We start from the raw sequence: 25835 nt of genomic DNA on the forward strand, positions 1-25835 counted from the left end.
TACCAGGCAGGCAGTGACCCTTCCGCACGCCGCCGCCGGTGATGGGGGGCGCCCAAAAGACATGCGCCGCACCTGCGGGATCCGCCCTCCGACCAGGCAGCTGTCGGGGCGGCGACTCTCGCCGCGGCCGATGCCGCGCTGATCAACCCGGGAGACCTGGCCTACGCGTTCGGATCCCTCACGATCGCGGACTACGGTCCGTGATGTCGGGGCCGAGCAGGCGTCGAGTCTGCTCCCACACGCGGTCGAGCAGGGACGGATCGTTGTGCAGCTTGGCGAACAGCAGTGCGCCCTCGAGTTGGGCGAGTACCGCCCGAGCGGTGGCGATGGAGGTCTCGGCGTTGATCTCGGCCACTATATCAGCGACGATCGCCGTCTGCTCGTCGAAGATCTCTTGAATCCTCTTGCGTACCAGTGGTTCCCGGTCGGTCAGTTCGATCCCGAGGTTCGCCAGCATACAACCGCCGAGATTGCCGGTGGCCTGCCGGTATACGCGTTGAGCCGCGATCTGGGCACCTATCAGTGATTCGAGGCGGGACTCGGGATCACCCGCGCCAGCCCGCGCGGCCAGCCACGCGGGCCGCTGCACCGCCCAATAGGCGTCGATCGCGGCGATCGACAGCGCCTCCTTGGAGGGGAAGAAATGGTAGAAGCTGCCCTTGCGCACATCGGCGCGCGCGCAGATCTCCGCGACACCGATCGCGGCGTAGCCGCGCCGATGCAGGAGATCTCCCGCGGCGTCGAGCAGGCGCTGCCGGGCATCGCTGGTCCTTCCCATCACCTCACTCTAGACGACCGGTCAACTTCCTGTTTATAGTTGACCGGTCGTCTAGACCGGAGGATGAACATGCCCGAAATCACTGTCGCCGTGGCTTATCACAGCGGATACAAACACACCGAACGGCAGGCCAAGGCCGTAGCGTCGGCAGCGGAGAGCATCGACGGCGTCGATGCCGTGCTGGTCGACGTCGAGCAACTCGGCGAGGATCTGTGGAACACACTCGCGCGCGCCGATGCCATCGTGTTCGGCACGCCCACCTACATGGCAGGCCACAGCGCGGTGTTCCAGACCTTCGCCGAGGCCAGCTCCGTGGTGTGGGCCGAACAGGGCTGGAAGGACAAGGTCGCCGCCGGGTTCACCAATTCCGCCGGTGTCAACGGCGACAAGCTCAACACCCTGGTGGGGCTGTCGCTGTTCGCCGCGCAACATTCGATGACCTGGGTCGGTCTCGGTCTGCCGCCGGGCTGGGCCTACACCGCCGCCGGGCAACGCGATTCACTCAACGCGCTGGGGAGTTTCCTGGGCGCGATGGCGCAGTCACCCTCGGATCTGGGACCGGAGCAGGCGCCCGTGCAAGCCGATCTGGACACCGCAGCCCATCTCGGTCGCCGCGTCGCCGAACACACACTGATGCTGGTTCGCGGCCGACAGGTGGTTGCCCAGTGAACGCCTTCACCGAACTGACCGGAATCGAACACCCCATCGTGCAGGGCCCGTTCGGCGGCGGACTGTCGACGGTCGAACTACTGGCAACGGTTTCCGAGGGTGGCGGGCTCGGCTCCTATGGAGCACACATACTCGACGGACAAGGGATCATCGAACTGGTGGCCGCATGCAGGGCGCGCACCCGCGCGCCGTTCAACATCAATCTGTGGGTGCCCCAACCCGGCGAACCGACCACCCTCAGCGCCGCGGACAAGAACCGGCTCCGCCCCTTCTACACCGAACTCGGCACCGAACCGCCACACGATATCGCTGCCCCGGACTACGCCGAACAACTCGCCGCCGTACTCGAAGCCGCGCCAGCGGTAGCGAGTTTCGTGATGGGCATCCCTGACACGGATTTCCTCGCCTCGGCCCGCGAGCGCGGGATCGTGACCGTGGGCACCGCCACCACCGTCGACGAAGCCGTCGCCGTGGAAGCCGCGGGCATGGACGCGGTGGTCGCGTCGGGGTCCGACGCCGGCGGCCATCGCGGCGCTTTCCTGCGCCCGGTGCGCGAATCCCTTGTCGGCACGTTCTCGCTGATTCCCCAAGTGGCGCAGGCTATTTCCATACCTGTCGTGGCGGCGGGCGGCATCGCGGACGGTCGCGGTATCGCCGCCGCGATGCTACTCGGCGCGGACGCGGTGCAGATCGGAACCGGATTCCTCGCCACCGAACAGTCGGGCGCGAGCGCGGTGCACCGGGCCACGCTGCGCTCGCCCGCGGCTCGAACGACCGTGCTCACCCGCTTGTTCTCCGGACGCACCGCCCGGGGGATCGTCAACCGCTTCACGCGTGAGATGGCCGAGTTCGAGGCCGACGTCCCCGCCTATCCCGCGCAGAACGCCCTCATGACACCGATCCGGGCCACCGCCGCGCAACGAGGCGACGCGGAACTGCTCAACCTGTGGTCAGGACAATCCGCGGCACTCGCCGGCAGCACCGACGCGGGCGAATACCTCACGGAATTGACAGCCGGCTTCCCACACGACCGGGAGTCAGCGCAGAATCCAACGAGGTTTGCCCAGTAGCTGTCAGGGCTGGTGATGGGTAGGTCGGGCGGCAGGTTCCGGATGAGACCCACTGAAATACGAAAACAGGCGCCATCACCGGCAGCTCAGTACTCGTCGGCGGATTCGGGATCGCGGAGCGGCCGGTGGGCTCCCATGAGGTCGGGCAGATGGAAGCTGTAATGGCGGTCGATACCGATATCCGGGTGACCTCGTCCGCGGAGACTTCGCCGGTGTGGACCGAGACCACGATCCGGCACATGTCCTCCCAGTGCGGGTGATCCGCTCGACGTCGATACGTCCGCGGGCGGCGCGGTCGAGGGGGCCGTAGTCGGCGGCGGGGTCGATGCGCCACAACTTCTGGTCGGGCAGGTTCGCCAGCTTCGGTCACCCACGCTTCGGACTCGCCGCTCTCGATGAGGTAGCGGCACTCGTAGAGCACCCGCGTGAGCTGGCCTGTGTCATCGCGGGTTCGGTCGACGGCGTACCAGGACTGACCGTCGCCGAACGGGTCATCGGGCCGAGTCACCGGCACCACCACGGCGGGGTGCGCGGGGCGGTCCCGGGTGCGCTCATCAGCGGTGACCTCCGACCGGTGTGTACACAGAGGCGCGGTGCTTGCGTCCGGTCTCGGCCTGCGAGGAACGGATACGGCCGCGTTTGAGTGCGGTGCCGATCAACCAGAACACCACCGTGTCCTCGACACCGGACAGTTCGTCGGCGGTGAACGGTTCGCCGCGTTCGATGAGGTGGTCGAGGTGGTCGGAGGCGCGTTGTTCGGCCGCGGTCAAGACCATGCAGCCGTAGCGCATCACGCGGGTCTGCAACGTCGCGACGCTGATACCGAACTTGCGCGCGATCGACTCGTGTGACATCCAGCCTTCGCGCAGGAACCGGTATTCCTCGATGAAGATGCGGCGGGCATCCTCGGCCTCGATGCTCATGGCATGAGGCCCAGAACGCCCGCGCACCGTACTCACGCCGACCTCTGTGCGTCGATGGCCTCGAGGTAGGCGTGCCAGTCGCATTCGAGCCACCGCAGCGGTCCCGACTCACCGTTGAGCCGGAACCCTTTGTTCGCCAACCGGTGGGGTTTGGGCTGGGTTCGCCATTGCAACAACAACTGCCGACTCACCCGCAACCGATCCGCGATCTCGTCGGTATTGAGCAGCCCGTGCCCGCAGCCCGGAACGTCACATCGTCTCGCCATTCTGTTTCACCCCCTCTCCGCGTCGTGATCCTGCGCGCCGCGCTGGGCGGCGAGCTTGGCTTCCACGGCCTCGAGGGCTTCCTTGATCGCCACTACCAGCTCGCGCAGTGTGGTCGGTGTGCCTTCGTGGTCGACGGTCGGTGCGCCGAGCAGCCGGTAGGAGGAGATCTCGAGGTAGATATCGCGTAGTTCGTCGTTCGATTCCACATCGAGGATGCGTTCACGGAACTCCGCGACGGTCGGCACCTCCGCGCCGCCGTCGAGCCAATCAGCGATCTGGATAGCCAGCTCCGCGCCCGGTTGAGCGATGACCTGGCCGTTCAGGAACGGCAGGCGCGTTTTCGAGATGTGCAGGTTGTTGGACAGATCCAGGTCGGCCACGATATCGAACTCGTACTCCAGCCCGTCACGCTGCACCGGCTTGGTGCCGACCTTGCGCGGAACCGACTTGCCCTTGTCGTCGTCGACGACCAGGTATTCGGTCTTCGTGCGCAGGGTGACGATCAGATGCCCAGGAAAGGTGAGCATCGCGTCGATCATGCGACGCTCGTCGGGGTTGACTTCCTTCCACCCGGAGAACGAGTTGTTCGCGGCCTTGCGGCGGTCGACCTGTTCGAGCATCCCGTCCTGGCCCATCCAATAATGCGACCAGGTGTCGATGATGAACACCGAGAAGCCTTGACCGGCAGCGGCTCCCAAGATTTCGACCAGGCTGGTCGGTGAGAACCGGTCGGGGTCGAGGGTTCGCCACTGCCAGCCGTTGGTGCCCTGATACTTGCTCGCGGAGCCGCGTTCGGTATCGACCATCCCGATACCGCCGCCTTCGCGCCGCGCCCATTCCCACGCCAGGCTCAGGGCGGTGTAGGTCTTGCCCGACCCGGACGGACCGGCCAAAGCGAGGCGAGCGGGGCTCTTACGGCGGACCGCGGGCTTGAACTCGATCGCCATCACCACCACCAGCCGATTCGGTGATGTCGGGCGTACCCGGCCACAAATGATGTAGTGACCGGGTTAGACTTGGATTGCATGACTACTCCCGTAGATGTGCACCGACCCGGCGGGGGGCTAAGCCCGCCGGGTCAACTAATTTCTCCCGTAGACAAGTCTCTCGCCTGTCCGGCGCTGCTCCTCACTCCTCGATCCTGAACAAGGTCTCAGCGGGGATATCCAGGCCCGCAGCCAGTTTCGCGGCGATAGCGGGAGTGCAGGTCATCCGCGCGCCCGACCGCAGCAGGCCGACGATGGACTTCCCGCACCCCGCGCGCCGAGCCAACACGCGCACCGGAATCCGCCTGTCCGACATCACATCTCGCAGAGCGGTCCGCGATCTCAGCCTTGCCCGATAGGCCATCGGTATGACCCTCCCTCCTGGATACTCCCCACCCAGAAAACTACCACCACACCAACTACGTGTCTATCGGGTCGGTAGATTCTGCAATAGGTATTCGCCTGTACAGCAACAGATTCGATCGATCAGATCTGCACCGCGAACGAATACATCCGCATCACGGCTTATGTGAGTGTCCACAAATGCCCTACAGTGTGGACATGCCACGCAAGCGCGCTGTCCCCGAACCCTGGGCCTCGGCGATGGCCGCAGTCGGCCTCACCAGCCGCAACGAACTCGCCGAAGCCGCCGGAATACACGCCACCACCGTCGCCCGACTCATCGACGACCCCGAACACCAAACCTCACTCGAGACCCTGCGCGCCGTCGCCGACGCACTCCAACTCGACGTTCGTGACGTCGCCCATTGGTCGGGCCTCTATCTCGAGATGGTCGAACCGTTCGTCCCCGCTCCCGAAGCGGGAATCCTCGGCCGCGAACAACGCCGACTCGTCAACGAACTCATCCGAGCACTGGCCGCCACCAACCGACACTCGCGCCCGCCCCTGCGAATCCAGACCACCGGCATCATGGTCGTCACCGACGAATAGGCGACCAAGTCAACAACTGGGCACCCACGATGGATCAGCGGGCGTGGACCGAGGCACATGAACAAGTGTTCTCGTTCTCCGGCAGGTTCCGAAGTAGCAATGCCCGACTACCTGCGATTCAACTCTTGACGACAGCGGTGTTGCCGTACTCTCTCAGATAGCGGAGATACAGCCAGTCTGGCGCGAAGGAGCTACGGCGGTGAAGATCACGCAACTCCGAAAGTTCTGGTTTCCCGATGTTCAGTACAACGACACTGCCGAACACCCGCACTACTTCACGATGCGCTTCGCGCACCGCCCCAACATCGACGCACAAATCTGGCTGACCATATTTGCCTCCGGCGCCAAATTCAGCGGTGGTGCGGTGACCGCACTGGGCGTAGCGGCGGCAGGGGTCAAGTCATACACGTTCGTCAATGATCGTGGGCAGATCGAAACCCGAACTCTCGACAACTGGGAGTCCCACGCTCGGGTGCAGCGCGCCGTTGACATCACTTTCGCATTCAAGGTGCGCTTAGCCTGGGCGAAGGCCGAGGGCATGGTCTATTACTGGGAGTGAATGATGACATCGAACCTCTCCTCGCCGAGCTACACCGAAACCCACTGGCGCATATTCGATGCGTCGACCGGAGAAATCCTTGCCTCCGAAACTATTTGGACAGATGAGGGAGCCGACGAATACGAGCCGGGACCTTCCGAACAGCTGATCCGCCAGTTCGACAGGCTCGTCGAGGTTGACAACATCCGCGCCGATGACCCTCCCGCCGCAGACGAGCGCGTCGATATTCCCGGCAGAGCACTCGTAAGGGATCCGGCACCCGCGGCTCAGGAAGTCGTGCGCCCAGCCACTCTGTCAGGCCCATGACACCGGACACCACGCTCGGTAGCTACCCTCGTTCGCGCCGGTGCGAGCGACGTCATCGATGAACGTGTGTATCGAACTCGCCCGCCGCAGTCACTCGCATAGGTGAGGACCAGGCCGGTAATCGACGTTCTCGGCGTCGGTCGCCAGGTGCGGACACCAGCGTCCAGCCCGAGATGTCGCAGAGCGGATCGATCACCTGCGCGGCGTCGGGCAGCCGGAACAGCATCGAGGAAAGCCGATCGCGTCCCGGCGCTCATGCCTGGGCCAGTCCCAATAGTCGCCCCCACTGGGTGCAGGCGACCGTGGACTTCGCCCATCGACATCCGAAACCGTGCGCTTGTGGCGGAGTCGCTTTCGGGCTGATCGGCGGAATCGGAAACATCACCGAGGATCTGGGAGCTACAGCGTTCGGCTTGGCGATCGCGGCCGGTTGCGGCTTTCTGCTCTTGCGGTGGCGGCGACGCGAACAAGCCGATGCCGCCGCTGAAATCGCGGCTCGCGCCGACATACAGCACAATGCTTATCTTTCAGGCGATGAATTCGGCGTGTTCGGTACTCGGGATACCCCAAATCTGTAGTCAGACGCGACCATTCGACCCTGCCCGAAATATTTGAGCCTATTTGTGCCCCCTAGAATTGAGGTGTATCAGACCGGCTAGCCCCCGGAAATACATCTCTACGGGAGTTCAAATGAATAGCGATGACGCTTCGCCGTGCAAGTCGGACAGAGACTGCCGATGACGCGCGAAAGAACGAAGCCAGGCACCTGGGGGAAGGTCAGCAGGAAGCGGCTGACGCCCGAAGGTGCAAAACCCGAAAAGTGGGAAGCCAGCACCTATTACCGAGAATTGAGCGGACGCCGTAGCCAGGTGACAGCTACCGCTTCGACCGGACCGAAGGCCGAAAGCAAACTGCTGGGCAAGCTGTCCAATCGCTACAAACCCCCCGGCTCCGGTGGTGAGATCACCCACGACACCACAATCGAAAAACTCGCCCGGAAGTGGCTGAAGCAGATCGATGACAGCAAACGTGCGCGAAACACAGCTCAGCGTTACAAGTCTGTCACCGAAGGCCACATCATCGCGAAGCTCGGCGGATTGACCATCGATGAGCTGGTCGTCGCGAAGATGGAAGACTTCTTCGACAAGATGAAGTCCGAGGTCGGAAGGCCGACAGCGCAACTGGCCCGCGTCTGCCTGTCTGGGATGTACGCCCTGGCCAGTCGACTCGGCGCCGCACGGTGGGGCAACATCGTCAAACTCACCACCCCGGTCGATCACGAACGCAAACCGGTCATTGCCTTGGACCGCGAACAGGTCCAGCTCGTCCGCAAGCTGATGCGATCGGACCATCTCGCGGGCGGCAACGGCATCGCCGACATGGTCGACCTGATGCTCGCCACCGGTGCCCGCATCGGCGAAATCGTCGTACTCGAATGGAAGCACCTCGACCTCGACGCTGCGGTACCCACGATCCTGATCGAGGCCACCGCGATATGGCCGACTGGAGTCGGTCTGCACGCCCAGCCGTATCCGAAGGGAGGTGACCGGGCGCGCCGCCAGTTGGTGCTACCCAGCTGGGCCGTGAGCACCCTGCGGGCACGGCGCGAGCTGGTGCCGCACGAACCGATGGACTTGGTGTTCTACTCACGGGCGAAGACCATCCGGCACCCGAACAACGTCCGAACTCAGATCAGCGAGGCACGCGCACGTGTGGGCCTGTTGGACCTGCCGATGAACCCGCACACCTACCGCAAGACCGTAGGCACCAAGATCGGCCGCGAGGACATCGAGAAAGCCGCATCCCAGCTCGGGCACGCTTCCAGCGAGACCACCCGACGCCACTACGTCATGCCGACTCAACAGGGGCCCGACACCCGTGAATACCTGGATGACTTCGCGGTCCCCGATTGAAAATAAGGAGTAAATGAGTACCAGGCCCGTCAGGGCCTGGTACCAGGCCCTGACACCTCGGCACTTGCGTCGTATAGTGCCTGGTCTGCTAGGCTGTCGTTCGCGTCACGACGCATGCCGATGTAGTTCAATGGTAGAACTTCTGCTTCCCAAGCAGACAGCGCGGGTTCGATTCCCGTCATCGGCTCTCATTTTCCTTTATTCCAGGGGTTTTCGTCTGTAAATAAGGCTCTGGACTTCTTGTCGATGGTGCCGGAAGTGCCGCCAATCCGCCGAACACAGCGAGCACCACTAGCGTCGACGGCCGACTCAGGCATCATCAGCCTTCTGTCCGACGCTCGGGTCCGAGCGAAGGTCTGGCAGCACCTGCTAGAACCCATCGCTACCGTTCACGTTTCCCACCCACGCCGATCAGCGGGGCCAGACTGATGACCCGGCCACGATGGGGACAGTACCCAGGTGTTCCTGCCACGAGCAGGCTGATCAGCGTGGAGATGATGCCGTACTGACCGCTGCCGGTGCCGCCTTCCGCGATGGGCCGGGCGTCAGTGACATCGGTGTGCTGGGCAACGGGGAGCGGGGTGTACTCCGCGGCGAATGCCGGAGTCACGGTGGTAAGAGCGGCACTGAGCGCGGCCGTCGCGACAGATGCTGCGGATTGCGAGACGCATCATGATCCTTTTCGGGGAACCTGTCCGTCGCCGGACGATGCGCGGAACGATGTGTCGTTCACGTGCACCGGGCGACGTTTCGCGCATGGTTCCAGACCGAAACCGCCTCGAGCAGAACATGATTACCGTGGCACTGGTTCAGGTGGCTGCCCAGCGACCTGAACTGGATCGGGTTCGGGGCGCATTGCGTGCTCGGTCAAGGCGGCCGAGACGATCCCCCTCAGCTCGCCAGCAGGCGGCGGAACTTGCTGCCGTGGAAGACCAGGGGTTCGATATCCGATCGGGTGGCCAGGCGGTGGATGCGGAGGATGACGACGGTGTGGTCGCCCGCGGGGACCTGGGCTTCGGGGACGCCTTCGATCCAGGCCGAGGCGCCGTCGATGAAGACCGCGTCGCCGGTGCCGCGGTGCAGTTCGGAGTCGCGGAAGCGGTCGCCGTTGCGGGCGCCGAGGGCTTTGGCGGCGGCCTGCTGGTCGGTGCCGAGCAGGCTCAGGCCGAGGTGGTCGGCGCGTTCGAGGAGGGGCCAGGTGGCGGAGGAGTTCTGGACGCAGAATGAGACGAGGGGTGGGTCGAGGGAGACGGGGACGAAGGTGCTGACGGCGAGTCCGTGGGGGACGCCGTCCACTTCGGCGCAGACGGCGACGACGCCGCTGGGGAAGTTGGAGAAGGCGCGGCGCAGGCCGTCGCCGTCGGCGGGGAATTCGAAGAGGTCATGCATGATTCGTCGCCTTCTCGGTGTTCGACTGTAGGGATTTCGTGGTCAGTGCGTCGACTACTGGACGCCAGCGCTCGGCGTAGGCGGCGATCGCGCCGTCCTCGTGGAAGGTGCGGTCGGTGAGGTAGAGGCCGGGCAGTGCGGCGGTCGCGCCGATCTCGACGAGGACCGGCTTGAGCAGCAGATCCGGTGCGAGGGCATGGGCGGGACCCGCGCCGAGCATGAGCGGCACGGCGACGACTCCGGCGAGTCCGGTGCCGCCGTCGAACTGTTCGAGGAACAGTTTCAGCAGGCCGGTGTAGGTGGCCTTGAAGGTGGGGCTGGCGAAGACGACGAGTTCGGATTCGGCGACCGTGCGAGCGGCCTCGCCCACGGCAGGATCGCCCCAGGACAGCAGGCCGGGGCCGAGCGTGACCAGATCGATGACAGCGGGCGCCGAATCGGGGCGGAGCGCTCGCGCGACCAGCGTCGCCGCGGTCAGGGTGCGCGAGGCGGGTTTGGGGTTTCCGATGACGACCGTCACTGACATATTCGTATCCTTCTCTCGCTCACGGCTCAGAAGACACCATGCTGCGGCGGCGCGGTGTCGTGCAACAGGGCGCGGCCGATGTGCTGGTACTTCCAGCGGACCGGGTCGTGCAGGGTGTGGGTGCGGGCGTTGCGCCAGAAATGGTGCAGGTTCAGATCCGCTGCCACGCTGCGGGTTCCGGCCACCTCGAACAGTGCGGCCGAAACCTCGTTGGCGGCCCGGTCGGCCAGGATCTTCGCGGTGGCGACCGCCAGTGACGCGTGGGCGACGGCGTCGGTCCGATCGATGGTCACATCGACGGGCAGTGCGACCGCCGACCGTGCGGAGTCATCGCGACCATCCGGAGTCGTGTCTAGAGACGAACCGGCGGGGGGAGCCGGTCGAAATGCCACGGGGACAGCGGACTTCGCGCCGAACTGCGGCGGCGCGGAGACCACCGGGTCCGGTCGCGCGCGCGATGTCTCCCGGGCACCCGGATCTATGGTCGACACTCCCCCACTCGCGTCGTTGGTTCCGTGGTTCCCGATCACCGCATCACCGCGTTCGACAGCGGCGCTCAACGTCGCCTCGGCAGCGGTCACACCGACGGCCACCTCACCGACAGCGGCGTCGACGGCGAATCCCGCGGCGCTCAACGTCGCTTCGGCAGCGGTCACACCCACGGCCAACTCACCGAACCGCTGGATCAGCAATGGATCATCGACCGCCCGCTCCACACCCGCCTCGAACCACGGACGACTGAACTGTCGAACGAAATCCGTTGCCGCGGTGAGCGCGCCACGGGCGATACCCGCGTCGATCGCGGCGTGCAGGAGTTGCGCGAACGCGCCGTACCCGGTCGGCGCGTGCACCGCCGAGGCGCGGGCGACCAGCTGATCCCGGTCGACGAGCACGCCGTCGAACACGATGGTCCCACTGCCGGTGGTGCGTTGGCCGATGCCGTTCCAGTCGTCGACGATCCGCACGCCGGGGGTGTCGGCGGGCAGGTAGACGACGTATTCGCCGGGCGCGAGACCGCTTTCGGAATTCGGGTCGTCGAGCCGGGTGAGTACGGCGAGCAGATCCGCGAAAAGCGAACCGGTGCAGTAGTACTTGGCGCCGTCGATACGGAGACGCTCACCGTCGGGCCGCACGGTGGTGGCGATGTCGGCGACCGTCGCGCCGCCGCGCTCGGATTGCGCGTTGGCGATGCGCGCACCGTCGAGAACCGCGCCGAAATATCGGGTCTGCTGGGCCGGGGTACCGGCCAATCGCAGCAGATTCAGGTAGACGAAATGGCTGTGCGGAATCTGGGCGATATTCGGATCGGCGGTCGCGATGATCCGCACGGCCTCCGCGACCACGGTGGGCGGGAGGTCCGCCCCTCCGAACGCGGCGGGCACGGTGATCGCCAGCAGACCGCTCGCGGCCAAGCGGTCCACCTGCGCGTACGGCAGCTCCCTGTCGCGGTCCCGCGCGGCGGCTCCCACCGCGAATTCCGCCGCGAGATTTCTTGCGACATCGATCGCCCGAGCTGCCGATTCGATGCGGTCGGCGATGACCGCGGTCATCAGCGAACCGCCGCGACGGGCTGCTCGGCAGCCTCCAGTTCACGCACCAGCGGGAGTACTTTCTCGCCGAAGTACTCGATTTCCTCCTGGAAGTGCAGGAAGCCGCCGAGAATCAGGTCGACGCCCAATTTCTTGTAGGCGACGATACGTTCGGCCACCTGTTCGGGGGTGCCGATCAGCTGGGTGCGGAAACCGTCGTTGTATTGGACGAGATCCTCGAAGGTCGAATCCGCCCACATCCCCTTGCGATCACCGGTCGAAGCGCCGGCCTGCTGCACCGCGTCCCTGAAACCTTCGACGGCCGGTTTGTTCGCCTTCTCGATGATCTCGCGCAGCGTATCGCGGGCCTCGCGCTCGGTGTCGCGGGCGATGATGAAGCCGTTGAGACCGAATTTCACCTCGCGATCGTTGGCGCGGGCGATGGCGCGCAGGTCGTCCAACTGTTCGGTGACGCCGTCGAAATCCTTGCCGTTGGAGAAGTACCAGTCGGCGTGACGGCCGCCGTTGCGCCGGGCGGCGGTCGAGTTGCCACCCTGGAACAGTTCGGGATTCGGCCGTTCGGGGGTGTTGAGCGGTTTGGGTTTGAGGGTGAAATCGCGGATGCGATAGAAATCGCCGCCGTAGTTCACATTGTCCTCGGTCCAGATCTTGCGGATCACTTCGAGGAATTCGGCGCTGCGCCGGTAGCGCTCGTCGTGTTCGAGCCACGGTTCGCCCAGCGCCTGGAATTCGCCCGCGAACCATCCGGAGACGACGTTGATGGCGAAGCGGCCGTTGGACAGGTGATCGGCGGTCGCGCCGAATTTGGCGAGCACGGCCGGATGCCACAGGCCGGGATGCACCGCGGCGATGACTTTGAGCCGCTCGGTTGCGCCGAGCAACGCGAGGCTGAACGAGGTCGACTCGTGCTGGAATTCGGCGCCGTAGGAGGCGGTGTAGCGCACCTGTGACAGCGCGTAGTCGAAGCCGTTGCGCTCGGCGGTCTGCGCGAGTTTCTTGTTGTATTCGAAATCCCAGCCGGTGCGCTGTTCGATCTCACTGGTGACCAGTCCACCGCTGACATTGGGCACCCAGTAGGCGAACCGGATCTGGTCCGCGATCTGCTCGGTGGTCATAGTTACTCCAAAGATCCGGAAATATCTGCCGGTCTGTCCACTTCAACACCGGGACCGGATCGACAGGAGGGTTTGAATCCCCGCGATCCGATCACCGGCGTGTCCCGATCAGGTGCGAGCGAATCCGCCCGCGTACTCGGATCGGGCGAAGCGCCCGGCGGGCTGGAATCGGGCGAGGATATCGGCGGCGGGCTGCCCGGTGAACTGCTCGATATAGGCGCTCGCGTCCTCGGGGGTCTCGATGCCGAGGAAAGGCTGGGGGTGGTGCAGCAATCCGACCAGCGCGCTCGCGAATCGCGGTTCGACCGCGGCGGCGGCGAAGAACTGGTTGGCGATATCGCCCAGTTCGGGATCGCTGAGGAACAGCCGGGTGACCTTGGCGGCGGCGTCGCTGCGGGCAGCGAGGAATTCGGCGTAGCGGGCGGCCAACCACTGTTCGTCGAACGCGCCCTCGTGCACGGCGGCCGCGACGACCAGGCGCTGGGCCTGGATCAATCCGCTCTGCGCGCCCTGCCCCGCGATCGGGTCGTAGGCGACGGAGGTGTCGCCGAGCGAGCCGACGACGTGACCGCTCGCGGTGCGGCCGACCCCGGCGCGCACGACGGGACGCACCGCGCCCTTGAGCCAGGAATGCGGATCGTCGGAGATCACCTTCGTGGCCAGCACCTCGGGCAGATCCCAGTCGATGTAGTCGCGGTACAGCTCGGTCACGATCCGGTGCGCGGATTCGGCCGAATCGGCGGCGGCGAAACGCTTCTCCCACTCGCTGCCCGGGCGCGCCCAGCCGAGGAATGCCCAGCTCGGACCGGCGTCCTTGTGCAGGTAGGGACCCCACCAGGCCTCGCCCTGTGCGGCGAGGATGGAGAATCCGCTGTGCCCGCCGCCCGCGGGGCTGCGATGGGCGAAGACGTCGCGGTCGTGGCCGAGTCCGGTGACCGTGACGGTGAGCAGGGACCGCTGGGGCGCGTCGTAGACGGTGCGGGTGTCGTCGACGGGGAATAGTTCCGACAGCCCGCCGCGGCCGGTCGCGACCAGCGTGAGGTCGTTCTCGGCGGCGATGGTGTCGAGCCGGTCGAGGCTCACCGGTTCGATGACGAACCGTCCGCCGCGTTCCTGGAACGCGGTCAGCCGTTCGTCGGCTTTGAGCCTGGTATCGACGGCGACGCCGACGTATCCGTCGAATTCACCGTCGAAGGCGATCAATTCGGCATTGTCCGGGCCCGCGATGCGGACACTGAGTCCGGTATGCCTGGGCGCTCTCGCGGTATAGGTATCGAGTCCGAGGGCGAGTTCGGCCTGCTGGGTCACACCGAATTCGAGCGCGGTGCCGGTGGCGGGCACCTCGTCGCGCAACGCGCGTTGATCGCGATCGCTGTAGAGGATGACGGTGAACCCGGCGTCGAGCAGTCCGATGGCCGCGGTGACGCCGGTCTGTCCGGCGCCGACGATCGCGGCCGAACGCGTGGAACGTGAAACGGAATTCTGCGATGTCATATTTGCATGGTGCGTCCGCGAGCACTTCTCGTGGAGGGTTGCGATCAGTGGGAACAGATGGCCATCCGCAATGGCTCGCGGGCCTACGATGCACGCATGTCGTTCACCGTTGCCGCATTGTCCGGGGATCGCACCGAGCAGTACCGTGAGTTGAATGCGCAGGCCACGGCACTGATCGCCGGGGAATCCGACCGCATCGCGAATGCCGCGAATCTGTCCGCGCTGATCTTCCACGCCCTGCCCCGGCTGAATTGGGCGGGTTTCTATTTCTTCGACGGGCGCGAACTCGTCGTCGGGCCTTTCCAGGGCAAACCCGCGTGTGTGCGGATCGCCATCGGACGCGGGGTCTGCGGTACCGCGGCGCGGACGCGACAGACCCAGGTCATCCCGGATGTGCACGCGTTTCCGGGCCATATCGCCTGCGACGCGGATTCCCGATCGGAAATCGTGGTGCCGCTGGTACGGGGGGACGAACTGATCGGCGTGCTCGATCTCGACAGCCCCGATCCCGGCCGATTCGACGACACCGATCGGCTCGGGCTGGAGGCAGTCGCGCGGGTATTCCTCGAAACGCTGTAGCACGCGGTCGATCGACTCCCCCGGCGATTCCGTTGCGGGAGAGTCGATCGGCCTATCGCGACGATCGTCGATTCGTCACGATCGCGCCGCGCTCACCCTTTCGCCCGCACTCCAACCGAAGGGCAGATCGGTGCCGTTGAGCAGGTGATCACCGATGGCCCTGGCCTTCTGGATCGCGGGGTTGTGCACCGAGATGGTTCTGGCGTTGCGCCAGTGCCGGTCCAACCTCAACTTCTCCGCGACGATGGACGCGCCGCCCACTTCGAACAGCAGGCTGGTCGCGGGGAGCACCGTGTCGATCACCCCGAGTTGTGCCTGGGCCGCCGCGAGTTCGACCGCGACCAGCGCGCTTTCGTCCTTCGCGCCGTTCGCGAGTACCTCGTCGAGCAGATCCGCGACGGCGAGCACCGCGGCACGGGCGGTGAACGCGGCGGCGGACAGCCGTCCGATCACCTGCTGCACCAGCGGATCCTCGCGCGGGAGGTCGGCGGCGGAATGGGTGTAGCCGCGGGTGCGCGCGCCGACCCAGGTTCTGGCGTCGAGTTCGGCGCGCGCGGCGATACCGGCGAGCACCGCGAGTTGCACCAGTTGCAGGTAGGCGGTGGCGTAGGTGGGACCGGGCACGCCATATCCCGGTCCGAGGATCTGTTCCGAAGTGACGGCGACGTCGCTGAATTCGGTGGTGCCGCTCGCGGTGATCCGCTGCCCGAATCCATCCCAGTCGTCGTGCTGACGCACCCCCTCTGCATCGGCGGCGACCAGCACGCCGACCCGCTCGCCGTCGCGGTCGGCGGCGGCCAGGATGTGGTCGGCGTACAGCGATCCGGTGCTGTAGTACTTGGTGCCGTTCAGCAGCCAGGTCGCGCCGTCGCGGGTCAGCCGGGTGCGGTAGCGGTCGACCGCGCCGACGCCGGGTTCGGTGATGGCGTTGCCGACCAGCGTGCCCTCGCTCACCGCCCGCAGCCAGTGTTCGCGCGCGGGGCCGGGCTCGGCGAGCAGCTGATCTTCCACGAAGGAGTAGTGCACGCGCAGTGCCTGCGGCAGGTTGGATTCGGCGGCGGCCAGGTCGATGAGCAGGCGGAACAGTTGACGGACCGTCGCGCCGTACCCGCCGAATTCGACGGGGACCCGCAGGGCGCCGAAGCGGGCGGCGCGCAGCCAGCCGATTTCCTCGTGGGCCAGCCGTCTGTCCACCTCGCGCTCGACCGCGCCTTCGGCGATCCGGTCGAAGATCGGCCGGAAGATCTCATCCAGATCGGAGTCCGCGGTGGTTGTCGCCTCGATCGATGTCATCACCCCACGATGGACCCGCGTCGGCGCGCGTTCACGGGTTGCGCGCAGCGGGATCGGAATGCGGGCGGACCCTACTTACCGAGGCATTCGGTGGCGATCTTCGCGTTGGCGGCGCGGGCGCGGTCCCCGTCCTCCTTGCTCATACCGAGCGTGGCCGGATCGGCCGTCTTGTTGTCGTATTCGTCGCCGGTCATGGTGCGCAGCCCCTGCTGGGAGATGCCCTCGGACACATAGAGGGCGGCGGCGCAGTCTGCGAGATCCTTGTCGCGCAAACCTTTGTCCTGCAGTGACCGTGACAGGTCGGCCGCTGTCAACGCCGGGGGTTCGGTCGCGCTGTCCGAGCCGCACGCCGACAGGATCGGCAGCGCGACGACGGCCGCGGTGACCAGGAAGATCCGCACCTGAGTCCTCTTTCTCGCTTCGATGACCCCGATAATGCCGCACCGGGTAGTCAGGCGGCGAGCGAGTGCGGAGGAATCATCCGGCCAGCGGTCCCACGAACCGGTCGGCGAACGCGCGCAGGGCGGTCTCGTCGTGCAGGTCGAAGTATCCCTCGGGGGTGAGCACCACCGATTGGGCGAGGCGCAGGGCGATCTCCGCCGCCGCGTCGGCGTCGACCGTCATCGTCTGGCCGTCGGCGAGCAGCTCCCGGCATTGCGCGGCAAGGAATTCCCGGCAGGCCAGCAGGACCGGACCGCCGTCGGTGGTCAGGTACGGCACGAACATCTCCGGTTCGCTGGTCAGCAATCGCGCGACCAGGGCGTCGGTGCGCACGATGAGCACCGAGCGCACGAAACCCTCGACCAGCCGTTCGCGCACGGTCGCCCGATCGGAGACCGCGGCGGCCGTCTCGGCGAGCAGACCGAGGATCCATCGCTGGAAAGTGGCCGCTACCAGGTCGTTCTTGGTGGCGAACCGACGGTAGACGGTCGCGCGGTTGACGCCTGCCCGACGCCGGATGTCGTCGACGGAGGCGCGCCGCAACCCGAATTCGGTGAATTCGGCCACTGCCGCGTCCAGGATTCGCTCGGTGATCGGATCCGGTTCGCCGCCGGGCATATCGAGCAGCGTGGCGAGCGAAGGGAATTCGGCATCGGCCATGGGTTCATGCTGCCATGCCGCCGCCGACCCGGGCCGGGACTTCATGCGGCAGTGACATGTTCGCGCGCCGCACGTTCGCGCGCGATACCCGCGAGCGCCCGCGGCTGGTAGCGCAACTGTTCGGGCAGCAGCGGCCAGACCCGGCGGATCAGCGCGACGCGGAGCCGGAATTGCCTGCGCTGCCACGGCCCCCACGCCAGTCCGAGACGGTCACGCAGCACCGCGGGCATGGTGCCCGCCGCGACCAGGCGGTATTGATGCATGAACGCGGTACCGAACAGCCGCCACACCGCGTCCGGCACGTACGGCAGGCGCATCTCGTCGGGGCGATCCAGTTGGCGAACCACCCAGGCGGCCGATTCGGTGACGACCAGTCGCTCGGCGCACATGCGCTCGTAGTAGGCGCGGAAGGCGTACCAGTCCTGCGGCATCGGCCGTTCACTGATGCCGTAGAGCCGGTACCACTGTGCGCTCTCGCGGTAGAGGCGCTGTTTCTCGGCGTCGGTGAGCCGGTGATCGAAGATGTCGGCCATCATGATCGCCGACCAGACGAAGGTGGCGTGCGCCCAGAAATAGGTTTCCGGATCGAGCGCGTGATACCGCTGTCCGTCGGCGTCGAAACCCTTGATTCCGCGGTGGTAGTCGCGGACCGCCGCGGCGGTGGCCACGGCTTCCGGGCCGTCGTAGACGGTTCCGGCGATCTGCGGAATCGACCGGAAGATGCGCTCCCACGGCTCGTTGAAGAAATCCGAATGCTGGGTGACGCCCGCGCCGAGCGCGGGCAGCATGAGTTGCATGATGCCCGCGGCGGGCGCCATCAGCATGACCCGCCAGTCGCCGAAGTATTTCCACAGCAGGGAATCCGGGCCGAGCGTCGTCACTTCCTCGGCCGCGGTGTCTTCATAGGCGGTGTCATCGTCGATCGACATCACACTCTCGTTCACTCGGAGAATAAAGCGACAATAAATCACTCTTTGTCGCTATGCAATGGTCCAGCCCTTCGGGTTCGGGCGCGCTGCTACTGTTGGCATAGCGCCAATGAATGATCGGATGAAGATGACGACGTTGAACCATCACCGGGTGGGCAGCGGGGAACCGCTGGTCCTGGTACACGGCATCGGCAGTCGCCGGCAAGTGTGGGAACCGATCATCGACACCCTCGCCGAGCATTTCGATGTGATCGCGGTCGACCTCCCGGGATTCGGGGAGTCCGCGCCGCTGGAACACACCACCGTCGCCACCCTCACCGACGCACTCGCGGAATTCCTCACCGCACAGGGCATCGAACGCCCGCACCTCGCGGGCAATTCGATGGGCGGGCTCATCTGTCTCGAACTCGGCGCGCGCGGACTCGCCCGTTCGGTCACCGCCTACTCCCCGATCGGGTTCTGGGACCGGGCGGGTCGCGTCTGGTGCCAGCGATCACTGGGCGGGGCAAGGGGTTTGGTCCGGCCGTTGCGGTCGGTGCTGCCGAAACTTCTCGGCACCGCCGTGGGCCGCACCGCGTTCCTCTACCTGGTCTTCGGAAAGCCGTGGTCGGTGGATACGGCGGTCGCCGTCGACACCGCCAACGGAGCCGGTGACGCCCCCGGGTTCACCGAGGCACTCGCCTCGTTCGACACCGCGCGCCTGCGCGATATCGGCGCGCTGGCCGACATTCCGGTCACTGTCGCCTGGGGCAGCCGCGACGTCCTGCTCACCTACGCCACCCAGAGTCGGCGTGCCAAGTCGGCGCTACCCGACGCGGGGCACATCACCCTGCGCGGCAGTGGGCACACGCCCTTCTACGACGATCCGGACGCGTGCGCGAAGGTTCTGCTCGACACCGCGGGCACCGCCTGAGCGATTCGACCCCACGCTACGGGCGGACGCGTCGACCGGCCGGAAAAGCGAACACGGCGATTCAGCCGCGACCGGTCAGCGTCGCCGGATCCGCGGTGCCGAGCAGGATGCGCACGGCATTGCCCCAGCGCTGCTGGATGATCCGGTTGCTGTCCGTGTCGCCGGTCAGCAGCACGCGCAGGGCGCGGCCGGTCATGATCTCCAGGGTGAATTCCGTAATGGTCGGCACCCGTGGATCATCCGGGAACTCCGCCCGGAAGAGATCGCGAATACTGGTGTGCATCAGGTCGAACAGCCGATGCTCCAGCGGCACGAAGGCCGCGAGCAGTTCGGGATCGGTCCGCGCGCCCACCCACATCTCCAGCGCCGCCAGGAACGACGGTCCGTCGAGCATCCGCATGGTCAGCTCGACGGCATATTCCAAGCGGTCCGTGCCGCCGGGAATCGCCTCGAATTCCCTGCCGAGCTGGTCGAATCGCTGCGCGGCGACATATTCGACCGCACCGGCGAGCAGCGCGGCCCTGGTCGGGAAATGATGTTGCAGCGTGCCGCGCGCCACCCCGGCCCGCTTCTGCACGGCCAAGGTGGTGGTGCCCGCGTAACCGTCCTCCACCAGCGATCGCACCGCCGCGTCCAGGAGCCGCGTCCGCATGCGCGCCCGGCGCAGCTCCTGCGTCTCCCGGACGCGTTCGGTCATCGAATCACTGCCCCTGCCAACGGGGTTCGCGTTTCTGCGCGAAGGCGAGCGCGCCCTCGGTGGCATCCTTTGAGAACAGCACCGGCAGCGCGATCTCGCCCTGTTTCGCGAAACCCTCCTCCACCGACCAATCCGGGGACTCATCGATGATCCGCTTACTGGCCGCGACCGAAAGCGGTGCCGCCGAGACGATTTCCGCCGCGAGTTCCAGCGCGACGGCGAGCGCGCCGCCCGGTTCGGTGACCCGGTTGACCAGACCGAGATCGTAGAGCCGCGCGGCGCTGATACGTCCGCCGGTCAACGCCAATTCCGCGACGATCGGACGCGGCAGCCGCTGGGTCAGGCGCAGCACACCACCGCCCGCGGCGACGAGTCCGCGTTTCGCCTCCGGTATGCCGAACTGCGCGTTGTCCGCCGCCACGATCAGGTCGCCGGACAGCGCGAGTTCGAAACCGCCCGCCAGCGCGAAACCCTCCACCGCCGAGATCATCGGCTTGACCGGCGGACGCGCGCTGATGCCGAGCGGCCCGCGACGCTGCGTGATGGGCATCTCGCCCTTCGACGCGGCGACGAGATCCATTCCGGCGCTGAAGGTTCCGCCCGCACCGGTGAGTACGAGCACGCGCGCGGAATCGTCGGCCTCGAAATCGTCCACCGCAGCCTCGATGGCCTGGGCGGTGGCCAGATTGATGGCGTTACGCGCCTCGGGACGGTTCACGGTCAGCACGGTGATGGCATCGCGCCGTTCGACCAGAATCAGGTCGGTCATCGGTGTCCTCTCCTCAGAGCAGAGTGAGCTTATCGGCAGCGGCGATCTCGACGGGGGCGCCGAGTGGGTCACCGCCGGTGAACGCCGCGATCGTGTCGGCGTCCGAGGCCCTGACCAGTATGCGGGCGCCGTCGGCGTTCAGTGCGCTGATCACCACCGCCTCCGGTTCGTCGCCGCCGTCGCGGGCCTTGCGGTAGGGGACGGTGTACGCCTCGACGGTCGCCGGACCGATGTAACCGGGGGCGATCTCGCGGCGGGCGGCGACGGGTTCGGCCTCGACCGCGCGGAACAGCGAGCGCGGCGGGCGGGCCCCGAAGACCCCGACACCGTGTTTGGTGATGTACCAGCCGAGAGCCGTGGTGAGACCGTAGGTCTCGGGTTCGGCGCGCAACAGCCGCGCCATCGTCGCGATCGAATGCAGGGCGTAGTTGTTGCCCGGTCCACCGGCGAAGGTGAGTCCGCCCGTGACCGACAGCGGCCTGCCGGGATCGTCGATCGGCAGACCGAAGGCCTCCGCCGCCACCTGCACCGCGATCGGGAAGCAGGAGTAGAGATCGAGATGCGCGACGTCGTCGATGCCGATACCGGCCTCGGCGAGCGCGGCGCTTCCGGCGGCGGCGATGGCAGGCGAGGCGCCCATGTCGGCCCGCTCGGTGACGAACCATTCGTCGGTGGCGGTGGCCCCGCCGTGCGGGAAGATCCAGCGGTCCTTCGGCACCCCGGCCGCGTCGGCGGCGGCGGCGCCGCACACGATCAGTCCCGCGCCCTGATCCACCGTGAGATTGGCGACCAGCAGTTTGGTGTAGGGGCTCGACACCGCGCGGTTGGCGGGCGTCGGCGTCACCAGATCCGCGGCCGAGCGCTCCGTCGGCATCCAGGCATAGGGATTGCCGACCGCCAGCTCCGACAGACGCGACCACAACCCGCCGATACGGTCCAGGTGTTCGGCCTCGCTCAGTCCGAGCCGAGCGCGCAGCGCGGTTTCCATCAGCGCGTAGAAGTACACCGGCCCCCACAGCCCGGCCGCGGTCTCCATCTCCGAATTGGGGGCGCGTTCCGAGCCGATGATCTCGGTCGGCAGCACCGTCTCCGGCTGTTCCGGCCAATCGACCGCGATACCGCCCCGGCTCGCCGCATTCCAGGACGCGACGGCCTCCGCGCCGGTGATCAGCGCGATCTCCGACCGCCCTTCGGCGATGGATCGCGCGACGAGGTTCAGCAGCCGCTGGGGCGCGTCACCGCCGAAACGCACCGATTGCAGCGTGCGTTTCGGATCCGCACCGAGTTCGGCCGCGACCAGCGCGCCCAGATCGGAGTAGGGCCTGCTGACCGGGGCGACGGCGGCGATCAGATCCGCGTCGCGCAACAGGCGCGCACCCGCGCCGCTGTCCGCGCCAGCGCGGCGCAGTGATTCGGCCGCGAGTTCGACCGGTCCCGGCAGACCGGGTTCGCCGCTTCGGTGGACCACCTGGCCGACGCCGACGATCACCGGCGTCCGCGGATCCATTCCGGCTGGCAGCATCATTCCTCCGCTTCGCTCAGTTACCGTCAATATTGACGGTAACTCGGGTTCGAGTACAGCAGAGCGGGTCGGGAACAGGCAATAGTCACGGTCGATAAAACTGACCCACGGGTAATATCCGGGAATGGGTTCCCATATCGCCGTGCGATTCGACGACGACCGCGCCTACGTCACCCTCGATCGGCCGGATAAACACAACGGCCTGACGATCGGCATGCTCGAAGGCCTCGTCGACGCGGCACACACCGTCGGACGCCGCGACGGTGTGCGCGCGGTCATCCTCTCCGGCAACGGGCCGAGTTTCAGCAGTGGTCTCGACGTCGCGAAGGCCACCGGCGATCCGCTCGCGATGGCGCGGAATTTCATCCCGCTGCCCTGGCGCGGCACCAACACCTTCCAGGAAGCCTGCTGGGCCTGGCGCCGACTTCCGGTACCGGTGATCGCGGCGGTGCACGGCCGCTGCTTCGGCGGCGGTCTCCAGATCGCCCTCGCCGCCGACATCCGTTTCGCCACCCCCGACGCCGAATTCTCGATGATGGAGGCCAGGCACGGACTCGTGCCCGATATGACCGGCGCCGCCACGCTTTCCCGGCTCGTCGGCATGGACAAGGCGTTACTGCTGACGATGACCGCCGATACGGTCGACGCCGCCTACGCCGCGCGCATCGGGCTCGTCACCGAGGTGAGCGACGATCCGATCGCGGCGGCGGAAGAACTCGCCGACCGCATCGCGACCCGCTCACCGCACGCCGTCGCGGGCGCCAAGCGACTGTTCGAGCGGTCCTGGCAGGCATCGACTCGCCGGACACTCGCGATAGAGCGCGCCACGCAACTGCCGTTGATTGTGAGGCTTGCCGGTAGACGCGGCGATCGTTGATGAATTAGCCGCCATTTTGGTTTGATTCGGGATACATGTCACCAATTCGGTCGGTTCTACTGCTAGCATTTGCTCGATTTGCCAGCCAGCTGAAATGTGGCTCGAAACACATAACGGGGGTTGTGGATCGTGCCACCTTCGGCGAGACCCCCGGAGGGCCGCACACCTTGAACAAGACCGCATCCATCCTGCTATCGACTCTGGCGGGTGCCACGGTTTTGCTCCTCACGGCGACTACCCCTGCCGCGGCAAACCCCAACGCGATCAACCCCATCCCGGTGCTCAACGGCACGACCGGCCTGCCGAACCTCGGCGGACGGACGAAGGCCGTGTTCCAGGTGACCGGCATGGCGAGCCCGAACAACACCCAGTCCTACAACGTCCTCGGCACCGACCTCGGCATCATGTGGGACAACGGCCAGGGCGAGATGCTGACCGCCTTCGGCGATACCGCGGGCATCGGCGTCCCGAACCTGCTCGCGGGCAGTACCTGGGCGTGGCGCAGCAATATCCTCGTCCGCAGCCATACCCAGGACCCCTCCGGCGGCATCTACTTCGACAGCGTCGTCCGCGACATCGTCGGACAGGCACGCGATCTCATCCCCAGCCCCAAGATCCCGTTCATCGAGATCAGCCGGATCCCGACCGCGGGGATCGCCGTGAACGGCGTCCAGTACATGAGCCTGATGTCGGTGAAGACCTGGGACAACGTCGGCGAGTGGACCACCAACTTCTCCGGGCTCGCCGCGTCGGCGGACAACGGTGAGACCTGGGCCGATCTCGGCAACACCCGACGCCCTGACGAAGGCGGCAACGCCAACTTCCAGATGAACGCTTTCCTGAAGGACGGCGGATACGTCTACGAATACGGAACCCCTTCCGGCCGGAACAACGCGGCGTTCGTCGGGAGGGTCGCGGAGAACGATATCCAGAACCTGGGCGAATACGAGTACTGGGACGGCGAGAAATGGTCGCGCAAGGGTGACGTGAATGCCGCGGCGCCGATCATGGGCGGCGTCGGCGAACTCTCGGTGATGTACAACGCCTATCTCGGACAGTTCATCTCGCTCACCACCGACGCGTTCAATTCGGTCGTGATGCGCCGCGCTTCCTCCCCGGTCGGCCCGTGGGGCCCGCCCGAGGTGCTCATCGACACCCGCGAGCTCCCGACCGCGTACGCGCCGTCGATCTTCCCGTACCAGACCGGACGCGACCTGTACTTCCTGACCACCGTGCACAGCCAGTACAACGTGGTGCTCATGCGCAGCACGCTCTGAGACGACGAGAGACCGGACCGGTGTTCGCCACGGGCGAGCGCCGGTCCTTTTGTTTTCCGGCACGGCTTGACCTCGAGGTTGGTTGATGTATTCGACTGGGTACGCAGACCCACTCGTCGCCCCCCGGAGGTACCCGTGACCGCCCTGTCCGCCCCCGAGACCACCGCGGCCGTTCGTCACTGGTTGCGCGCCAACGCATCCGCGATCACCGCGACCGAGGCCGATCACACCGGCCCCGATCTCGACCCGCTGATCGACCGACTCGCCGCCGCCACCGTCGTCGGCCTCGGCGAATCCACCCGTTTCTCCCGTCAGACCTACGGGGTGCGCGAGCGGATCCTGCGAGCACTGGTGCTCCGGCACGGATTCCGCGCGCTCGCGATCCAGGACAGCGCGCGTTCGGGCGACCGGTTCGACGCCTACGTGCGCGGCGGGACCGGAACGCCGGAGGATGTGCTCGCCCAGGCCTGGCGTCCGCTGCGCACCGCGGAGACGATCGCGACGATGGCATGGCTGCGCGCCTACAACATCGAGCACCCGCACGATCCGGTCACGATCTTCGGTGTGCGACCACCGGACGCGGAATCCGCCGACTACGACGCGGTTCTCGACCACCTGCGCGTCGCTGCGCCCGAACTCGCACCCGCCGTCGAAGCCCATCTCACGCCGATCCGCACCGCCCACCGAATGGACGAACACGTCCAGCGGCACCGGCGCGTCCATCCGGGACGGCCGTTCGCCGAACACGCCCGTGACGCGTACGCGCTGCTGGACGGATTGCCCGCGTCACCAGCGCGGGACGCGGCGCTCGACCACGCGCGGGTGATCGTGGAATTCCACGAGAACAGCGTGGCGGGCCGTGGCGGATTCGCCGGAGACGAACTCCGTTCGGCACGAAGGATTCTGGAGCGGGCCGCCGCGTCCCGGATCGTCTACTGGGACGGCATCGCGCATATCTCGGCGATCCCGGTCGGCGTCGGCCGCACCGATCCGGACGCCTTCGTCAGCACCGGCAGCCATCTGCGCACTCGGCTCCGCGCCGAATACGTCGCGGTCGCACTGGGATTCCATCATGGCGATCTGGGGACGGGGCGGGCTCCCGGCCCCGCGCCCGACCTGCTCGACGCCGAACTCGGACAGGTCGACCTGGACGCGTATTTCATCGACCCGCACGCCGAAGCGCCGGACGAGGTGGCACGTCGATGGCGTGAACCGGCCACCATGCGTGTCATCAGCGGGATCTACGACGAGTCGAAGGATTCCGAGGCCAATATGACGGTGGACGCGCTGCTCGACGCCTTCGACGTGCTCGTTCACATACGGGAGACCTCACCGGTCGCGTGGTTGCCCGAATGAGTTCGCCTCCTCGGATGTGAACCGGC

Annotated in this window: 30 protein-coding genes and 1 tRNA gene; 13 read left to right on the forward strand and 18 right to left on the reverse strand. The window is 66.5% G+C overall.

Annotated features, from left to right (window positions below; genetic code table 11):
• Positions 1-178 precede the first annotated feature (178 nt).
• Positions 179-778: a TetR/AcrR family transcriptional regulator gene (locus OG225_RS32675; protein WP_405178688.1), complete on the reverse strand. Its 600-nt coding sequence runs from the start codon at positions 776-778 to the stop codon at positions 179-181.
• A gap of 69 nt (positions 779-847) precedes the next feature.
• Between OG225_RS32675 and OG225_RS32680 the strand changes: the two genes are divergently transcribed.
• Positions 848-1447, forward strand: coding sequence for a flavodoxin family protein (locus OG225_RS32680; RefSeq protein WP_405178689.1), 600 nt, complete (start codon positions 848-850; stop codon positions 1445-1447).
• Positions 1444-2517, forward strand: a complete 1074-nt coding sequence (locus OG225_RS32685) for an NAD(P)H-dependent flavin oxidoreductase (RefSeq protein ID WP_405178690.1) — start codon at positions 1444-1446, stop codon at positions 2515-2517. The genes OG225_RS32680 and OG225_RS32685 overlap by 4 nt, the downstream gene beginning before the upstream one ends.
• Before the next feature lie 554 nt (positions 2518-3071).
• Here the strand turns inward: OG225_RS32685 and OG225_RS32690 are convergent.
• The 4 genes from OG225_RS32690 to OG225_RS32705 form a co-directional block, all read right to left on the reverse strand.
• Positions 3072-3440 carry a hypothetical protein gene (locus OG225_RS32690; protein ID WP_405178691.1) on the reverse strand — a complete coding sequence of 123 codons (369 nt, stop codon included), beginning with the start codon at positions 3438-3440 and terminating at the stop codon, positions 3072-3074.
• A gap of 32 nt (positions 3441-3472) precedes the next feature.
• Positions 3473-3706: a hypothetical protein gene (locus tag OG225_RS32695; RefSeq protein WP_405178692.1), complete on the reverse strand. Its 234-nt coding sequence runs from the start codon at positions 3704-3706 to the stop codon at positions 3473-3475.
• A gap of 6 nt (positions 3707-3712) precedes the next feature.
• A complete protein-coding gene (locus OG225_RS32700) occupies positions 3713-4654 on the reverse strand; it encodes an AAA family ATPase (protein ID WP_405178693.1) in 942 nt (313 codons plus the stop codon).
• Positions 4655-4835: 181 nt separating this feature from the next.
• The gene (locus OG225_RS32705) at positions 4836-5009 is read right to left on the reverse strand and encodes a hypothetical protein (protein ID WP_405178694.1); all 174 of its coding nucleotides are present in this window, start codon (positions 5007-5009) and stop codon (positions 4836-4838) included.
• Positions 5010-5254: 245 nt separating this feature from the next.
• Between OG225_RS32705 and OG225_RS32710 the strand changes: the two genes are divergently transcribed.
• The 6 genes from OG225_RS32710 (at position 5255) to OG225_RS32735 (ending at position 8609) form a co-directional block, all read left to right on the forward strand.
• A complete protein-coding gene (locus tag OG225_RS32710) occupies positions 5255-5644 on the forward strand; it encodes a helix-turn-helix domain-containing protein (RefSeq protein WP_405178695.1) in 390 nt (129 codons plus the stop codon).
• A 199-nt stretch (positions 5645-5843) separates the two neighbouring features.
• On the forward strand, positions 5844-6203 hold the full coding sequence (locus OG225_RS32715; protein ID WP_405178696.1) for a hypothetical protein: 360 nt from the start codon (positions 5844-5846) through the stop codon (positions 6201-6203).
• Positions 6204-6509 carry a hypothetical protein gene (locus OG225_RS32720; RefSeq protein WP_405178697.1) on the forward strand — a complete coding sequence of 102 codons (306 nt, stop codon included), beginning with the start codon at positions 6204-6206 and terminating at the stop codon, positions 6507-6509.
• 173 nt (positions 6510-6682) lie between these two features.
• On the forward strand, positions 6683-7087 hold the full coding sequence (locus OG225_RS32725) for a hypothetical protein (protein ID WP_405178698.1): 405 nt from the start codon (positions 6683-6685) through the stop codon (positions 7085-7087).
• 291 nt (positions 7088-7378) lie between these two features.
• Complete coding sequence (locus OG225_RS32730; RefSeq protein ID WP_405178699.1) at positions 7379-8422, forward strand: tyrosine-type recombinase/integrase; 1044 nt, start codon at positions 7379-7381, stop codon at positions 8420-8422.
• A gap of 116 nt (positions 8423-8538) precedes the next feature.
• A tRNA-Gly gene (locus OG225_RS32735) sits at positions 8539-8609 on the forward strand.
• 195 nt (positions 8610-8804) lie between these two features.
• Here OG225_RS32735 and OG225_RS32740 read toward each other — a convergent pair.
• From OG225_RS32740 to OG225_RS32765, 6 genes are all read right to left on the reverse strand, one after another.
• Positions 8805-9032, reverse strand: a complete 228-nt coding sequence (locus tag OG225_RS32740; RefSeq protein ID WP_405178700.1) for a hypothetical protein — start codon at positions 9030-9032, stop codon at positions 8805-8807.
• A gap of 281 nt (positions 9033-9313) precedes the next feature.
• Complete coding sequence (locus OG225_RS32745; protein WP_109523151.1) at positions 9314-9811, reverse strand: flavin reductase family protein; 498 nt, start codon at positions 9809-9811, stop codon at positions 9314-9316.
• On the reverse strand, positions 9804-10337 hold the full coding sequence (locus OG225_RS32750) for an NADPH-dependent FMN reductase (protein WP_405178701.1): 534 nt from the start codon (positions 10335-10337) through the stop codon (positions 9804-9806). The genes OG225_RS32745 and OG225_RS32750 overlap by 8 nt, the downstream gene beginning before the upstream one ends.
• Positions 10338-10363: 26 nt before the next feature.
• Positions 10364-11887: an acyl-CoA dehydrogenase family protein gene (locus tag OG225_RS32755; RefSeq protein ID WP_405178702.1), complete on the reverse strand. Its 1524-nt coding sequence runs from the start codon at positions 11885-11887 to the stop codon at positions 10364-10366.
• Positions 11887-13002 carry a dimethylsulfone monooxygenase SfnG gene (gene sfnG, locus OG225_RS32760; RefSeq protein WP_109523148.1) on the reverse strand — a complete coding sequence of 372 codons (1116 nt, stop codon included), beginning with the start codon at positions 13000-13002 and terminating at the stop codon, positions 11887-11889. Before sfnG ends, OG225_RS32755 begins: the two co-directional genes overlap by 1 nt.
• A 108-nt stretch (positions 13003-13110) precedes the next feature.
• The gene (locus OG225_RS32765; protein WP_405178703.1) at positions 13111-14496 is read right to left on the reverse strand and encodes a styrene monooxygenase/indole monooxygenase family protein; all 1386 of its coding nucleotides are present in this window, start codon (positions 14494-14496) and stop codon (positions 13111-13113) included.
• Between the two features lie 96 nt (positions 14497-14592).
• On the opposite strand from OG225_RS32765, the gene OG225_RS32770 reads away from it, so the two are divergent.
• A complete protein-coding gene (locus tag OG225_RS32770; RefSeq protein WP_405178704.1) occupies positions 14593-15075 on the forward strand; it encodes a GAF domain-containing protein in 483 nt (160 codons plus the stop codon).
• Positions 15076-15150: 75 nt separating this feature from the next.
• Here the strand turns inward: OG225_RS32770 and OG225_RS32775 are convergent, their stop codons facing one another.
• The 4 genes from OG225_RS32775 to OG225_RS32790 form a co-directional block, all read right to left on the reverse strand.
• Positions 15151-16368 (reverse strand): acyl-CoA dehydrogenase family protein, encoded by a 1218-nt coding sequence (locus OG225_RS32775; RefSeq protein ID WP_405178705.1) that lies wholly within the window; start codon positions 16366-16368, stop codon positions 15151-15153.
• Between the two features lie 71 nt (positions 16369-16439).
• Entirely contained in the window at positions 16440-16769 is a 330-nt protein-coding gene (locus OG225_RS32780; RefSeq protein WP_405178706.1) for a hypothetical protein, read from the reverse strand.
• 76 nt (positions 16770-16845) lie between these two features.
• Entirely contained in the window at positions 16846-17469 is a 624-nt protein-coding gene (locus OG225_RS32785) for a TetR/AcrR family transcriptional regulator (RefSeq protein ID WP_405178707.1), read from the reverse strand.
• Positions 17470-17510: 41 nt separating this feature from the next.
• Complete coding sequence (locus OG225_RS32790; protein ID WP_405178708.1) at positions 17511-18398, reverse strand: oxygenase MpaB family protein; 888 nt, start codon at positions 18396-18398, stop codon at positions 17511-17513.
• Positions 18399-18507: 109 nt separating this feature from the next.
• Here OG225_RS32790 and OG225_RS32795 point away from each other — a divergent pair, with 109 nt between their 5' ends.
• Positions 18508-19311, forward strand: a complete 804-nt coding sequence (locus tag OG225_RS32795) for an alpha/beta fold hydrolase (RefSeq protein WP_405178709.1) — start codon at positions 18508-18510, stop codon at positions 19309-19311.
• A 61-nt stretch (positions 19312-19372) separates the two neighbouring features.
• On the opposite strand, the gene OG225_RS32800 is transcribed toward OG225_RS32795, so the two are convergent.
• From OG225_RS32800 to OG225_RS32810, 3 genes are read right to left on the reverse strand one after another with little or no spacing between them, the layout of a single operon-like run.
• On the reverse strand, positions 19373-20008 hold the full coding sequence (locus tag OG225_RS32800) for a TetR/AcrR family transcriptional regulator (protein ID WP_405178710.1): 636 nt from the start codon (positions 20006-20008) through the stop codon (positions 19373-19375).
• A 4-nt stretch (positions 20009-20012) separates the two neighbouring features.
• Entirely contained in the window at positions 20013-20777 is a 765-nt protein-coding gene (locus OG225_RS32805; RefSeq protein ID WP_216911638.1) for a crotonase/enoyl-CoA hydratase family protein, read from the reverse strand.
• Positions 20778-20790: 13 nt separating this feature from the next.
• On the reverse strand, positions 20791-22302 hold the full coding sequence (locus tag OG225_RS32810; protein WP_405178711.1) for an acetyl-CoA acetyltransferase: 1512 nt from the start codon (positions 22300-22302) through the stop codon (positions 20791-20793).
• A gap of 121 nt (positions 22303-22423) precedes the next feature.
• Between OG225_RS32810 and OG225_RS32815 the strand changes: the two genes are divergently transcribed.
• From OG225_RS32815 to OG225_RS32825, 3 genes are all read left to right on the forward strand, one after another.
• A complete protein-coding gene (locus tag OG225_RS32815; protein WP_405178712.1) occupies positions 22424-23176 on the forward strand; it encodes a crotonase/enoyl-CoA hydratase family protein in 753 nt (250 codons plus the stop codon).
• A gap of 167 nt (positions 23177-23343) precedes the next feature.
• Entirely contained in the window at positions 23344-24453 is a 1110-nt protein-coding gene (locus tag OG225_RS32820; RefSeq protein ID WP_405183445.1) for a DUF4185 domain-containing protein, read from the forward strand.
• Between the two features lie 135 nt (positions 24454-24588).
• Positions 24589-25809, forward strand: a complete 1221-nt coding sequence (locus OG225_RS32825; protein WP_405178713.1) for an erythromycin esterase family protein — start codon at positions 24589-24591, stop codon at positions 25807-25809.
• Positions 25810-25835 lie beyond the last annotated feature (26 nt).

The sequence above is a fragment of the Nocardia sp. NBC_01377 genome, from assembly GCF_045040005.1.
In the GTDB taxonomy this organism is placed as follows: domain Bacteria; phylum Actinomycetota; class Actinomycetes; order Mycobacteriales; family Mycobacteriaceae; genus Nocardia; species Nocardia noduli.